This is a genomic window from Streptomyces sp. JLBJ103 (genome assembly GCF_058215575.1).
This window is the reverse complement of sequence record NZ_CM177089.1, coordinates 1,464,383-1,478,000: the sequence shown is the minus strand read 5'-3', so window position 1 is coordinate 1,478,000 and position 13,618 is coordinate 1,464,383. Positions and strand designations below refer to the sequence as shown.

Genomic DNA, 13,618 nt, shown 5'->3' with positions numbered 1-13,618 from the left:
GTGGCACGCCTTCTTAGCATCAGCAGTGTTACAGCAAAATTGTCACAAGGTTTGGGGTCGGATGGTGGCGACAGGGGACGGGGCGGTGCCGGGCGGTCCGCTGTCCGGGGTGCGGGTGGTGGAGCTGGCGGGGATCGGACCCGGCCCGTTCGCGGCCATGGTCCTCGCCGACCTCGGCGCCGATGTCGTCCGGGTGGACCGGCCGAGCGGCACCGGGGGGTTGCGGATCGACCCCGACTACGACATCGCCAACCGCAACAAGCGTTCCGTGCTGCTCGACCTGAAGTCCGACGGCGGCCGGGCCGCCGTGCTCGACCTCGCCGAGCGCGCCGACATCCTGATCGAGGGCTACCGCCCGGGGGTCGCCGAGCGGCTCGGTGTGGGCCCCGAAGCGTGTCTGGCGCGCAATCCCCAACTGGTCTACGGCCGGATGACCGGCTGGGGCCAGGACGGCCCGCTCGCCCCGACCGCCGGACACGACATCGGCTATATCGCCGTCGCCGGGGCGCTCGGCATGATCGGCACGGCCGACGGTCCGCCGGTGGCCCCCGCCAACCTCCTCGGGGACTACGCGGGCGGTTCGCTCTACCTCGTCATCGGTGTCCTCGCCGCCCTCCAGCACGCCCGCGCGGGCGGCCCCGGCCAGGTCGTGGACGCCGCGATCGTGGACGGCACCGCCCATCTGACCGCCGTGATCCACGGCATGATGGCCGCGGGGGGCTGGCGGGACCGCCGCGGCGCCAACCTCCTCGACGGCGGCTGCCCGTTCTACGGCACCTATGAGACCTCCGACGGTGGCTACATGGCCGTCGGCGCCCTGGAGCGCAAGTTCTACGCGGAGTTCGCCGAGCGGCTCGGCATCGCCGATCAGGCCCCGCCCCGCGAGGACTTCGACGCCTGGGGCAGGCTGCGCGCCGTCATCGCCGCCCGCTTCAAGGAGCGCACCCGCGAGGAGTGGACGGCGGTGTTCGACGGCTCCGACGCCTGTGTCGCGCCCGTGCTGTCGCTGCGCGAGGCCCCCGCACACCCCCATCTCGCGGCCCGTGCCACCTTCACCGAGCACGGCGGCATCACCCAGCCCGCGCCTGCCCCGCGCTTCTCCGTCACCCCCGGCGCGGTGCGCCGCGCGCCCGCCCGCCCCGGCGCGGACACCGCGGAGGTGGCCCGCGACTGGGGCCTCGCCCTCCCGCGGGACGCAAGCGGCACCGCCGCCGAGAGCGCCACCGAGAGCGCCACCGAGTCCACCGCAGAGACCGACGAGACCGCCACCGAGGAGAACCCGTCGTGACCCGCGCTCCCCTGACGCGCCAGATCTTCACCGCGGAGCACGACGCGTTCCGCGAGACCGTCCGCACCTTCATCGAGAAGGAGGTGACCCCGCATCACGAGCGCTGGGAGCAGGACGGTGTGGTCGACCGCGCGGTGTGGCGCGCGGCCGGACGGCAGGGGCTGCTCGGCCTCGCCATGCCCGAGGAGTTCGGCGGTGGCGGAAGCGACGACTACCGCTACTCCGCGGTGATCTCCGAGGAGCTGGCCCGCGCGGGCGCCTCCGGGTTCGCGATCCCGCTGCACAACGACATGATCGGCCCGTATCTGCGCACCCTCGCCACCGAGGAGCAGAAGCGCCGCTGGCTGCCCGGCTTCTGCTCGGGTGAGATCATCACCGCCATCGCCATGACCGAGCCCGGGGCCGGCTCCGACCTCCAGGGGATCCGCACCACCGCCACCGACGCGGGCGACCACTGGGTGCTCAACGGGTCCAAGACCTTCATCTCCAACGGCATCCTGGCCGACCTGGTGATCGTGGTCGCCCGGACCACCCCCGAGGGCGGCGCCAAGGGGCTGAGCCTGATCGTCGTCGAGCGCGGTGCGGAGGGCTTCGAACGCGGCCGCAACCTCGACAAGATCGGCCAGAAGGCGCAGGACACCGCCGAGCTGTTCTTCAACGACGTCCGGGTGCCCAAGAGCAACCTGCTGGGTGAGTTGCACGGCGGCTTCGGCCATCTGATGACCAATCTGGCCCAGGAGCGGCTGACCATCGCGGTCTCCGCCATCGCCGCCGCCGAACACGTCCTGGAGCTCACCACGGCGTACGTCAAGGAGCGCGAGGCGTTCGGACGGCCGCTGGCGAAGCTCCAGCACATCCGCTTCGAGATAGCCGAGATGGCCACCGAGTGCGCCGTCACCCGCGCCTTCCTGGACCGCTGCATCACCGACCACACGGCGGGCGGACTGGACGCCGTGCAGGCGTCCATGGCCAAGTGGTGGGCGACCGAGCTCCAGAAGCGGATCGCCGACCGCTGCCTCCAGCTCCACGGCGGCTACGGCTATATGACGGAGTACCCGGTGTCCAAGGCGTTCACCGACGGCCGGATCCAGACGATCTACGGTGGCACGACCGAGATCATGAAAGAGATCATCGGCCGCTCCCAGCTCGCCGACTGAGCCTCCCGCCTCAGGCCCTGTCCAGCGAAGATCCATCGCACAGGACCTCACCCCCACCCCCTCGAAAGGCTGCTGACGTGAGCACCGAAGCGTACGTGTACGACGCCATCCGCACCCCGCGCGGGCGCGGCAAGGCCGACGGAGCCCTGCACGGCACCAAGCCCGTCGACCTCGTCGTGGGCCTCATCCACGAGATCCGGCGCCGGTTCCCCGACCTCGACCCGGCCGCGATCGACGACGTCGTGCTCGGCGTGGTCAGCCCGCTCGGTGACCAGGGCTCGGACATCGCCAAGGTCGCGGCCATCGCGGCCGGGCTGCCGGACACGGTCGCGGGCGTGCAGGAGAACCGCTTCTGTGCCTCCGGTCTGGAGGCGGTCAACCTGGCGGCGGCCAAGGTCCGTTCGGGCTGGGAGGACCTGGTGCTCGCGGGTGGTGTGGAGTCGATGTCGCGAGTGAAGATGGGCTCCGACGGGGGCGCCTGGTTCGCGGACCCGATGACCAACTACGAGACCGGTTTTGTCCCCCAGGGCATCGGCGCCGACCTCATCGCCACCATCGGCGGCTGGAGCCGCCACGACGTGGACACCTTCGCCGCGCTCTCCCAGGAGCGGGCGGCCAAGGCGTGGAAGGACGGGCTGTTCGACCGCTCGGTGGTCCCGGTCCGCGACCGCAGCGGGCTGACCGTCCTCGACCGCGACGAGCACATCCGCCCCGGCACCACCCCCGAGACGCTGGCCGGACTCAAGCCCTCGTTCGAGACCATCGGCGAGGCGGGCGGCTTCGACGCGGTGGCGCTCCAGAAGTACCACTGGATCGAGGCCATCGACCATGTCCACCACGCGGGCAACTCCTCCGGCATCGTGGACGGCGCGGCCCTGGTCGCCATCGGCAACCGCGAGGTCGGCGAGCGTCACGGGCTGACCCCGCGCGCCCGGATCGTCTCCGCCGCCGTCTCCGGCTCCGACCCCACCATCATGCTCACCGGCCCGGCCCCCGCCTCCCGCAAGGCGCTCGCCAAGGCCGGGCTGACCATCGACGACATCGATCTGGTCGAGATCAACGAGGCGTTCGCCGCGGTGGTGCTGCGCTTCGTCGAGGACATGGGCCTCAGCCTGGACAAGGTCAACGTCAACGGCGGCGCGATCGCGCTGGGCCACCCGCTGGGCGCGACCGGCGCCATGATCCTCGGCACCCTGATCGACGAGCTGGAGCGGCGCGAGCAGCGCTACGGCCTCGCCACGCTGTGCGTGGGAGGCGGCATGGGCATCGCCACGGTGGTCGAGCGCCTCTGACCACCCCCGACGCCCGTCAGGGCCCGTCGTGACGACGGCCCCTGGACCGACCTCCCTTCCCCTTGGAGACCGCGCCATGACCCAGACCACCACCGCGTCGACCATCCGCTGGGAGCGGGGCGACGATGACGTCGTCACCCTCGTCCTCGACGACCCCGGCCAGTCCGCCAACACCATGAACGCCGCGTTCATCGACTCCCTCGACGCGGTCGCCGACCGCGCCGAGGCCGAGCGGGAGTCCATCCGCGGCATCGTCATCACCTCCGCCAAGAAGACCTTCTTCGCGGGCGGTGACCTCAAGGACATGATGCGGGCCGGGCCCGACCACGCCCAGGAGATGTTCGAGGTCAACCTCCGCATCAAGCGGGGCCTGCGCCGGCTGGAGACCCTCGGCAAGCCCCTCGTCGCCGCGATCAACGGCGCGGCGCTCGGCGGCGGTCTTGAGATCGCGCTCGCCTGCCACCACCGCATCGCCCTCGACGCCCCCGGCTCCCGGATCGGCTTCCCCGAGGTCACCCTGGGCCTGCTGCCGGGCGCCGGCGGTGTCGCCCGTACCGTCCGGCTGCTCGGGGTCACCGACGCCCTGCTCAAGGTGCTGCTCCAGGGCCAGCGTTACGCCCCGAAGCGCGCCCTGGACGCGGGTCTGGTGCATGAGGTGGCGGACACCCCGGAGGACATGTTCACCCGGGCGCGGGCGTTCATCGACGCCCACCCCGAGTCGATCCAGCCCTGGGACGAGAAGGGCTACCGGATCCCGGGCGGCACCCCGGCCCATCCGAAGTTCGCCGTCAACCTGCCCGCCTTCCCGGCCAATCTGCGCAAGCAGCTGAACGGCGCCCCCTACCCCGCGCCGCGCAACATCCTCGCCGCGGCCGTCGAGGGCTCACAGGTGGACTTCGAGACCGCGCAGGTCATCGAGGGCCGCTACTTCACCGAGTTGGTGATCGGCCAGACCGCCAAGAACATGATTCAGGCGTTCTTCTTCGATCTCCAGGCGGTCAACTCCGGTGCCAACCGGCCGCAGGGCATTGAGCCCCAGCAGGTCCGCAAGGTCGCGGTGCTGGGTGCCGGGATGATGGGCGCGGGCATCGCCTACGCCTGTGCCAAGGCGGGGATCGAGGTCGTGCTCAAGGACGTGTCCACGGAGGCTGCCGCCAAGGGCAAGGCGTACTCCGCGGGGCTGCTGGCCAAGGCGCTCGCCAAGGGCCGCACCACGGAGGCCGAGCGGGACCGGCTGCTGGCCCGGATCACCCCGACCGGCGATGCCGCCGACCTCGCGGGCTGTGACGCGGTGATCGAGGCGGTCTTCGAGGACCCGGCGCTGAAGCACAAGGTGTTCCAGGAGATCGAGGGTGTGGTGGCACCGGACGCCCTGCTGTGCTCCAACACCTCCACGCTGCCCATCACCGTGCTCGCCGAGGGGGTGCAGCGCGCGGACGACTTCATCGGGCTGCACTTCTTCTCGCCGGTGGACAAGATGCCGCTGGTCGAGATCATCAAGGGCGAGCGGACCGGCGAGAAGGCGCTGGCCCGCGCCTTCGACCTGGTGCGGCAGATCAACAAGACCCCGATCGTGGTCAATGACTCGCGCGGCTTCTTCACCTCGCGCGTCATCGGGCACTTCATCAACGAGGGTGTGGCGATGGTGGGGGAGGGCATCGACCCGGCCTCCGTGGAACAGGCCGCCGCCCAGGCCGGATACCCGGCCAAGGTGCTCTCCCTGATGGACGAGCTGACCCTGACCCTGCCGCGTAAGATCCGCGAGGAGACCCGGCGGGCCACCGAGGAGGCGGGCGGCACCTGGCGGCCGCATCCGGCCGACGCGGTCATCGACCGCATGGTCGAGGAGTTCGGGCGCCCCGGCCGCAGCGGTGGCGCGGGCTTCTACGACTACGACGAGACCACCGGCAAGCGCGCCGGACTGTGGCCGGGGCTGCGCGAGCACTTCGGTGGTGACGGCGACAGCACCCGCATCCCCTTTGCCGACATGCAGGAGCGGATGCTCTTCTGCGAGGCCATCGACACCGTGCGGCTGCTGGAGGAGGGGGTGCTGACCTCCGTCGCCGACGCCAACATCGGCTCGATCCTCGGTATCGGCTTCCCCGGCTGGACCGGCGGTGTGCTCCAGTACATCAACGGCTACGCGGGCGGTGTCGCCGGATTCGTGGCGCGCGCCCGGGAGTTGGAGGCGGCGTACGGTGAGCGGTTCGCGCCGCCCGCGCTGCTGGTGGAGAAGGCCGAGCGCGGAGAGCCGTTCGCGGACTGACGGCCGCGACGGAGAACCACGACCGCCGGTGGACCGGGAGGGCCCGGTCCACCGGCGGTCGTGGTGTCACGTCACGCGTCGTCCGCGCGCTCGTCCCGCTCCGCGAGGTCCTGCCCGTACCAGGCGCGCAGCTCCTGCTTCATCGACCGCTGGAACGCGATCACCAGCGCCTGCACCACCAGCGGCTGCATATGGGCCGACAGCGACTTCTTCGCCTTCACCCGCTCCGGACCGGCCTCCGACTCCCGGTCCCGCTGCGGCCCCCACACCTCGTCGCGGAACAGCCTCCCCAGCTCCCGCGCGGCGGAGCGGGTGTGGTCCACCACCACGGCGTGGGCCGCCAGTATCGTCTCCAGCTCGATCGGCACGTCCAGCAGCCGCATCCCCAGGTTCAGCACCCGGGGATCGATCCGGAAGACCTCCGGGTCCTCGGTGGGCTCCAGGGCGTCCAGCGCCGCCAGCCGGTCGATGTCCTCCTCGGTCAACTCCCGCCCCGCGCGCCGGGACAGCTCCTCCCGGCTGATCTCCTCGGGGGCGTCCGGGGCCCAGGAGGCCACCATGGCACGGTGGATGGCCAGATCGTCCGGGCTGATGTCCTCCGGGAGCCGGCCGAGATAGCGCTCGATGGCGGCCAGGGTCATCCCGTGGTGCTGGAGTTCCTCGATCAGCGCCAGCCGCGAGAGGTGCTCGGCGCCGTAGCGGCCGACCCGGCGGGGGCCGATCACCGGCGGCGGCAGCAGCCCGCGGGTGCCGTAGAAGCGGACCGTGCGGACGGTCACCCCGGCACGCGCCGCCAGTTCATCGACGGTGAGAGTCGGTTCCTCGGTGTCGGGGGTGGTCATCGGGGCGCGCCTCGCTCTCCGCTGTGCTGCTGCTCCATCGAGTTCATCAGTATTGCTGTCTCATCACCACTGTGAAACCTCTCGCCGCAACCTCGCCACCAGAGGCCGCTGTGAGAACGGTTGACGCCCCATACCTCCGTCAATACTGTGCGACGCCGTTCATCTCTGTTTGATTTCTTCGGAATCTGTGAGGTGGGTGGGAATTGAGCACGGCAAACGGCAGAACCCACAGCGGCCCCCGCGGCCCGTTCCGGCGGCTGATCGCGGTGGCGCTCGCGATGACCACCGCCGTCGGCCTCGGTCTCACGGCCGCGGACACCGCCACCGGCCGGGCACCGGCCGCCGACGGCTTCCCCGCGGATGTGCACAGCTATCTCGAGGACCCCGAGCGCACCGGCGAGGGCCAGGAACCCCCGCACGCCCGGCTGCGGCCCGACGGCCCCGACCGGAGGAAGTGGGAGCGCAGCCTCGACGGCCGATGGCGGTTCGCCCTCGCCGACCGTCCCGAGGACGCCCCGCGCGGCTTCTGGAAGGAGGGCTACAACACCTCCGGCTGGAAGAGCGTCCAGGTGCCGCACACCTGGCAGACCGACGACCTCGACCATCCGCTGTTCCGCAACGTACAGAGCGAGATGGCCCCCGACGCCCCGCCGAAGGTGCCGCGCGACATCAACCCCACCGGGGCGTACGTCCGCACCGTCGAGCTGCCCCGGGACTGGGACGGCCGCCGTCAGGTGATCCGCTTCGACGGGGTCACCTCCGGCTGGTTCCTGTGGATCAACGGCCGGTACGTCGGCTACGACCAGGGCGGCTATGTGCCCGCCGAGTTCGATGTGACCGACTATCTGCGTCCGGGCAGCAACCGGATCGCCCTCCAGGTGCACCGCTGGAGCGCCGGGTCCTATCTGGAGGACTACGACCAGTGGCGCTACGCGGGCATCTTCCGCTCCGTGACGCTGTACTCCACGCCCACCACCCGGATGCGGGACGCGTACGTCACCACCGACCTCGACGACTCCTACCGGGACGCCACCCTGCGCACCGCGGTGGACATCGCGCGCACCCCGGGCGACAGCAGCGGTCCGCACCGGGTCACCGGGGTGCTCTACGACCCCCGGGGGCGTGAGGTACGGCGGCTGAGCGCCGAGGAGCACGACGGGAAGGCCGAGCTGACCGGGAAGATCACCGATCCCGCCAAGTGGTCCGACGAGACGCCGAACCTCTACGCGCTGGTGCTCACCCTGCGCGACCCCGGCGGCAGGGCGGTCCAGACCGTCCGCCAGAGCGTCGGCTTCCGTGAGATCGAGGTCAAGGACAAGCTGCTGAAGCTCAACGGCAAACGTGTCCTGATCCGCGGCGTCAACCGCGCCGAGACCGACCCGGCCACCGGACGCCATGCCACCCGGGCTCGGATGGAACAGGACATCCGGCTGATGAAGCGGCTGAACGTCAATGCCATCCGCACCTCGCACTACCCCTCGGACCCCTATCTCTACGAACTCGCCGACCGCGAGGGCATCCTGATCGACGACGAGATGGAGATCGAGACCCACAGCCACGAGAGCTGCCCGCAGGACTGCCTCGCCGAACGCCCCGAATGGCAGAAGGCGTTCCTCGACCGCCACCGGGGCATGGTGGAACGCGACAAGAACCATCCCAGCGTCATCCTGTGGGACACCGGGAACGAGGCCGGGCTCGGCAAGGCCCACTACGCCATGGCCGAGTGGACCAAGAAGCGCGAGCCCACCCGTCCGCTCTACCACCAGTCCAACTGGCCCGACGGCGACGCCCCGTTCGCCGATGTGGCCGGACCTCGCTATCCGACCCCGGCCTCCCTGGAGTCCAAGGCCAAGAGCTTCAACAAACCCATCGTGATGGGCGAGTACGCCCACGCCATGGGCAACAGCCTCGGCAACTTCCGGGAGTTCTGGGAGGTGATGCGGTCCCAGCCGCGCGCCCAGGGCGGCTTCATCTGGGACTGGGCCGAGCAGAACATCCGCCGTCCGCTCCTCACCACCCCCGACTCCTCCGGCAACCACATCGCGGCGAGCCTGTCCGGCAAACCGGAGGTCGTCGACGGCAGCACCGGGGCCACCGGCGACCGGGCCCTGTATCTGTCCGGTCTTGACGACTTCGTGGAGGTCTACCGCGATCCGCGGCTGGACCTCACCGGCACCGCCGTCAGCCTCGACGCCAGGGTCAAGCCCGCCGACCCCTGGACCGGTGACTCCACCATCGTCAGCAAGGGCGATCAGTACGTGCTGAGGATGAAGGACAAGGACACCCTGGAGTTCACCCTCACCAGCCAGGGCAAGCCCCGTACCGTCACCGCCCCGGTCCCCTCCGGCTGGACCGGCGCCTGGCACCGGGTCACCGGCACCTACGACGGCACCGCCCTGCGGCTGTTCGTGGACGGTGCGCGGCTCGCCGAGACCGCCTGGCGCGGCCGGATCGACTACACCGGCTTCGACCTCGGCATCGGCCGCAACAACGACGCCATGGAGGACGGCTGGACCGGGCGCACCGCCAAGGGCACCATCGACCGGGTCCGGGTCTACGACACCGCCCTCGACCCGGCCCGGCTGGCCGCGGACGAGGACCCGAAGCACAGCGCCCTGATCGCGCTGGACTTCGACAAAGTCACCCGTGGAGGCAGCTATCTCTCCTACGGACTCTACGAGTCCGGGGTCGACGGACTCGTCACCGCCGACCGCCGCCCCGAACCCGAAACCGCCCAGCTCGCCTGGGTGCAGTCACCGATCCGGATCACCGAACCGTCCTCCGGCGGCGGCGCCCGCTCCGGCGCGGTCACGGTCACCAATGAGCGCGCCTTCACCGGCACCCCGGACCTCACCCTGCGCTGGAAGGTGACCGAAGGTGCCAGAACCGTGGTCGACGGCAGCCACGCCCTGGACGTCGGCCCCGGCGCGAGCGAGCGGATCCAGCTCCCGGCCCCGCCCGCCAACCCCGGCGGATACGAGCGCCACCTCACCGTTCAGGCCGTCACCACCCGTACCACCGACTGGGCGAAGGCCGGACATGTGGTGTCCTTCGGCCAGTTCGCGGTCGGCGGCGACAAGGTCCCCGAACCCGCCGCCCGCCCGGACGGCGGCCCGGCCGAGGCCACCGGGAGCGGGGACACCGTCCGCGTCACCGGCAAGGGCTTCCGGTACACCTTCGACAAGAAGCGGGGCGCTCTCACGTCGATGCGCGCCGACGGCCGCGAACTCCTGCGCTCCGGGCCCGAACTGGACGCCTGGCGCGCCCCGATCAGCAATGAGCGTTCCGACTGGGGCACCGCGGAGGGCAAACGCTGGCGCGCCCTGGGCCTGGACCGGCTGCGCACCACCGTGGACGGGGTGGAGGTGGCACCCGGCGACGACGGCACGGTCACCGTCACCGTCCGCTCCACCGCCGCCGCCCCCGACGTCAGCGGCGCTTCCTTCGGCCAGACCGTGACGTACCGGATCGACGGCTCCGGCGCGATCCGGGTACGGCACCGGGCCGAGGCACACGGTGACTTCCGCACGCTGTCCTATCTGCCGCGGATCGGTCTGAAGCTGCGGGTGCCCCAGCGGTACGACACCTTCCGGTGGTACGGCCGCGGCCCGGTGGAGAGCTTCAACGACCGCAAGGACGGCACCTCCATGGGGGTGTGGTCCTCCTCGGTGAAGGACCAGTACGTGGAGTATCTGAAGCCGCAGGACCACGGCAACCACGACGATGTGCGCTGGGCGTCGCTCACCGACCGCCGCGGCGGCGGACTGCTGGTCTCCGGTGATCTCGAGGTGGCCGCCACCGCGTACGACGATCTCGACCGCGCGGCCTATCCGCACTTCCTGAAGCGCAACGACGGCTGGCACACCCTGCACGCCGACCACGCGGTCACCGGCGTGGGCGACACCCCCAACCCGGTCCGCGATCCGTACCGGGTGAAGGCCGACCGGGCCTACGACTACACCCTGACCCTGCGCCCGCTCGGCCCCGGCGCGGCGGCGCATACTGGAAGGAGCAGCGACTAGGCCCTGTCCTGCCGATCTTCGCGGGCCCGCGACGCCTGGCACCGCGCCTCGCCGCGTTGTCGGGATCGTCCGAGTACGCCCAGTACGAGGACGACCCTCCGCCTTGCGACCACGGCACCAGACGCCGCGGGCTGATCCACGAAGATCGACAGGACAGGACTTAGACGCATCCGCGCGGGCCGGGTGCGTCCCGGCCCGCCGTCCCCCCGATCGACGATGACCGAGCACGGACCCCGCCCCACCGGCGTGGACCACCGGCCGCCACCCGTCGGTGGCATCCTGTGGTCCATCGCGGGGGAGGTGCGCAGTGTGCTCTCCTTCCCGGCGGCGCTGACCATGCAGGTGGCGTATCCGGCCGTCGGGGCGGGCGTGGACCAGCACTCCGTCTTCCGCACCGACCCCTGGGGGCGTGGTGAGCGCTCCCTGCGCTCACTACAGCAGTGGATCTACGGCGGGGACCGGGCCGCGGCGGAGGGCCGCAGACTGCGCGTCCTCCACCGCGATATCCAGGGCGTGGACGCGTCGGGCCGCCCGTACCACGCGCTCGACCCCGAGCTCTACCGCTGGGTGCACGCCACCGGGTACCCGGTCTATCTGCGTGCCCAGCGCTATCTGGGCGCCCGCCCCTTCACCGTCGCCGAGGAGCGCGCGCTGTACGCAGAGTGGCGATCCGTCGGCCGGGTGCTGGGCATCGCCGACCACGAGCTGCCGCGCGGCGTCGAGGAGTTCTGGACGTACTACCGGGCGGTGGTGCGCGAGCGGCTGGAGCCCACACCGGTCGCCCGTGAACTGGCCGCCCCCGACGCGTCCGTCCCCGCCCCCGGCCCGCTGCCGCTGCGGCTTCTCTGGCCGGGTCTGCGCCCGCTGTTCACCCGCTTCCGCGCCTTCCTCACCGCCGGGCTGATGCCGCCGGACGCCCGGTCGGCCATCGGCCTGGAGTGGACGGATGGCCAGGAGCGCAGGCTGCGCTGGTTCGGCCGAGTGGTGCGGGTGACCGTACCGCTGCTGCCCGAGCGGCTGCGCTATCTGCCGGTCGCGCGTGCGGCGCGGGCCGGTGCGCGCCGGGCGGGCTGAGCTCTCCCGCCCGACGCTGGTGTCCGTTCCGGTGTCCGTTCCGGTGTCAGTGCCGGTGTCAGTGCCGGTGGGCGCTGTGCGTGGCCTGGATCCGGTCCCACGACTTCGGCTTCGCCACGGCCTTGGCCGGGCTGACCGCCGCCGCCTTCGCCGCCGACGCGGCGGGCTTGGCCGGGGTGTACAGCCAGGTCTCGAAGAGCTCGTCGAGCGGCTTGCCGGACACCTTCTCGGCGAAGGTGATGAAGTCCCGCACCGAGGCGTTGCCGTACCGGTTCTTCGCCGTCCAGCCCTTGATGATGGCGAAGAAGTCCTTGTCGCCGACCTTGTTGCGCAGCGCCTGGAGGGCCAGCGCGCCCCGGTCGTACACCGCGCCGTGGAACTGGTTCTCCGCGCCCGGGTCGGCCGGCTTCACCGTCCAGAACGGGTCGTCCGCCGGGTAGGAGGCGTAGGTGTAGTCCGCCAGCTCCTGCGCGGTGCCCTCGCCCTCCTTCTCCGACCACAGCCACTGGGCGTAGGAGGCGAACCCCTCGTTGATCCAGATGTCCCGCCAGTCCTTCAGCGAGACGCTGTCGCCGAACCACTGGTGGGCCAGCTCATGGACGACCACCGAGGCGTTCGCGCCCCGGGAGAACTGGCGGGGGCTGTAGAACGGCCGGGTCTGGGTCTCCAGCGCGTACCCGGTGGGCACGTTCGGCACATAGCCGCCCAGCGCCTCGAATGGGTACGGCCCGAAGACGGTGGACTCCCAGTCCACGATCTCCGCCGAGCGCTCCACGCTCGCCCGCGCCGCGCCCGCGTTGTCGCCGAGGTCCTTGCTGTAGGCGTTGATGACCGGCAGGCCGCTCGCGGTGGTGTCCTTGGTGATGTCGAACTTGCCCACCGCCAGCGTGGTCAGATACGTGGCCTGCGGCTTGGCGGAGCGCCAGTTGTACCGGGTCCAGCCCAGTTTGGAAGAGGTCGACTGAAGGGTCCCGTTGCTGATGGCCTGCGTCCCGTCCGGGACCGCCACCGAGACGTCGTACGTGGCCTTGTCCAGCGGATGGTCATTGCTGGGGTACCACCACCACGCCGACTCCGGCTCACCGGCCGCCACCCCTCCGTCGGGGGTGCGCAGCCAGGCGGTGAACCCGCTCACCTGCACCTTCGACGGGGTGCCGTGGTAGCGCACCACCACGGTGAAGGGGCGGCCCTTGTCCAGCGGCGCGGCCGGGGTGATCTCCAGCTCGTGGTCGCCGGTCGCGGTGAACGCCGCCTTCTTCCCGCCCACCAGCACCTCGCTCACATCCAGCGCGAAGTCCAGGTTGAAGCGCGACAGGTCCTGGGTGGCGGTGGCCAGGACGGTCGTCGTGCCCTCCAGCCGGTCCGTCGTCGGCTGGTACTTCAGCCGCAGGTCGTAGTGGGAGACGTCGTACCCGCCGTTGCCGTACGAGGGGTAGTAGGAATCCCCGAGGCCGGGGGCGCCCGGGGTGGCATCGGCCGCTGACGCCGGGATCGCCAGCAGCAGGCAGGCCGCGGCCGCACCCGGGACGAGAAGTCTGTGGTGACGCACGAGTCCTCCAACTCGTAGGGGAGAACGATCACTCGCGACTCTATGTACTCCCGGCCGGCTTCGCCCGTCCATCCCGCTTTCTGACATGTAATCGACATTCGGCCGACACGTCGTCAGGTGTGCGGAAG

The 13,618-nt window shown here is 71.0% G+C and carries 8 protein-coding genes; 6 read left to right on the top strand and 2 right to left on the bottom strand.

All coding sequences use genetic code 11. From position 1 onward, the window contains the following. Positions 1-61 precede the first annotated feature (61 nt). From AC4BEG_RS06295 to AC4BEG_RS06280, 4 genes are all read left to right on the top strand, one after another. Complete coding sequence (locus AC4BEG_RS06295) at positions 62-1,288, top strand: CaiB/BaiF CoA transferase family protein (RefSeq protein WP_490704910.1); 1,227 nt, start codon at positions 62-64, stop codon at positions 1,286-1,288. A gap of 11 nt (positions 1,289-1,299) precedes the next feature. Further along, the gene (locus AC4BEG_RS06290; RefSeq protein WP_490706996.1) at positions 1,300-2,445 is read left to right on the top strand and encodes an acyl-CoA dehydrogenase family protein; all 1,146 of its coding nucleotides are present in this window, start codon (positions 1,300-1,302) and stop codon (positions 2,443-2,445) included. A gap of 77 nt (positions 2,446-2,522) precedes the next feature. Continuing rightward, on the top strand, positions 2,523-3,737 hold the full coding sequence (locus tag AC4BEG_RS06285) for an acetyl-CoA C-acetyltransferase (protein ID WP_490704909.1): 1,215 nt from the start codon (positions 2,523-2,525) through the stop codon (positions 3,735-3,737). A 76-nt stretch (positions 3,738-3,813) separates the two neighbouring features. Beyond that, positions 3,814-6,003: a 3-hydroxyacyl-CoA dehydrogenase NAD-binding domain-containing protein gene (locus AC4BEG_RS06280; protein WP_490704908.1), complete on the top strand. Its 2,190-nt coding sequence runs from the start codon at positions 3,814-3,816 to the stop codon at positions 6,001-6,003. Positions 6,004-6,074: 71 nt separating this feature from the next. On the opposite strand, the gene AC4BEG_RS06275 is transcribed toward AC4BEG_RS06280, so the two are convergent. Further along, positions 6,075-6,845 (bottom strand): MerR family transcriptional regulator, encoded by a 771-nt coding sequence (locus AC4BEG_RS06275; protein ID WP_490704907.1) that lies wholly within the window; start codon positions 6,843-6,845, stop codon positions 6,075-6,077. 203 nt (positions 6,846-7,048) lie between these two features. Here AC4BEG_RS06275 and AC4BEG_RS06270 point away from each other — a divergent pair, with 203 nt between their 5' ends. Both AC4BEG_RS06270 and AC4BEG_RS06265 read left to right on the top strand, forming a co-directional pair. Then, positions 7,049-10,867: a glycoside hydrolase family 2 TIM barrel-domain containing protein gene (locus AC4BEG_RS06270; RefSeq protein ID WP_490704906.1), complete on the top strand. Its 3,819-nt coding sequence runs from the start codon at positions 7,049-7,051 to the stop codon at positions 10,865-10,867. A gap of 216 nt (positions 10,868-11,083) precedes the next feature. Beyond that, on the top strand, positions 11,084-11,941 hold the full coding sequence (locus AC4BEG_RS06265) for an oxygenase MpaB family protein (protein ID WP_490704905.1): 858 nt from the start codon (positions 11,084-11,086) through the stop codon (positions 11,939-11,941). Positions 11,942-11,999: 58 nt separating this feature from the next. Here AC4BEG_RS06265 and AC4BEG_RS06260 read toward each other — a convergent pair whose 3' ends face one another. Next, entirely contained in the window at positions 12,000-13,490 is a 1,491-nt protein-coding gene (locus AC4BEG_RS06260) for a M1 family metallopeptidase (RefSeq protein WP_490704904.1), read from the bottom strand. Between the last annotated feature and the right edge of the window lie 128 nt (positions 13,491-13,618).

Coding starts and splice junctions, on each gene's coding strand:
- AC4BEG_RS06280 (WP_490704908.1), top strand. CDS start 3,814: ATGACCCAGACCACCACCGCGTCGACCATCCGCTGGGAGCGGGGCGAC.
- AC4BEG_RS06265 (WP_490704905.1), top strand. CDS start 11,084: ATGACCGAGCACGGACCCCGCCCCACCGGCGTGGACCACCGGCCGCCA.
- AC4BEG_RS06295 (WP_490704910.1), top strand. CDS start 62: ATGGTGGCGACAGGGGACGGGGCGGTGCCGGGCGGTCCGCTGTCCGGG.
- AC4BEG_RS06275 (WP_490704907.1), bottom strand. CDS start 6,845: ATGACCACCCCCGACACCGAGGAACCGACTCTCACCGTCGATGAACTG.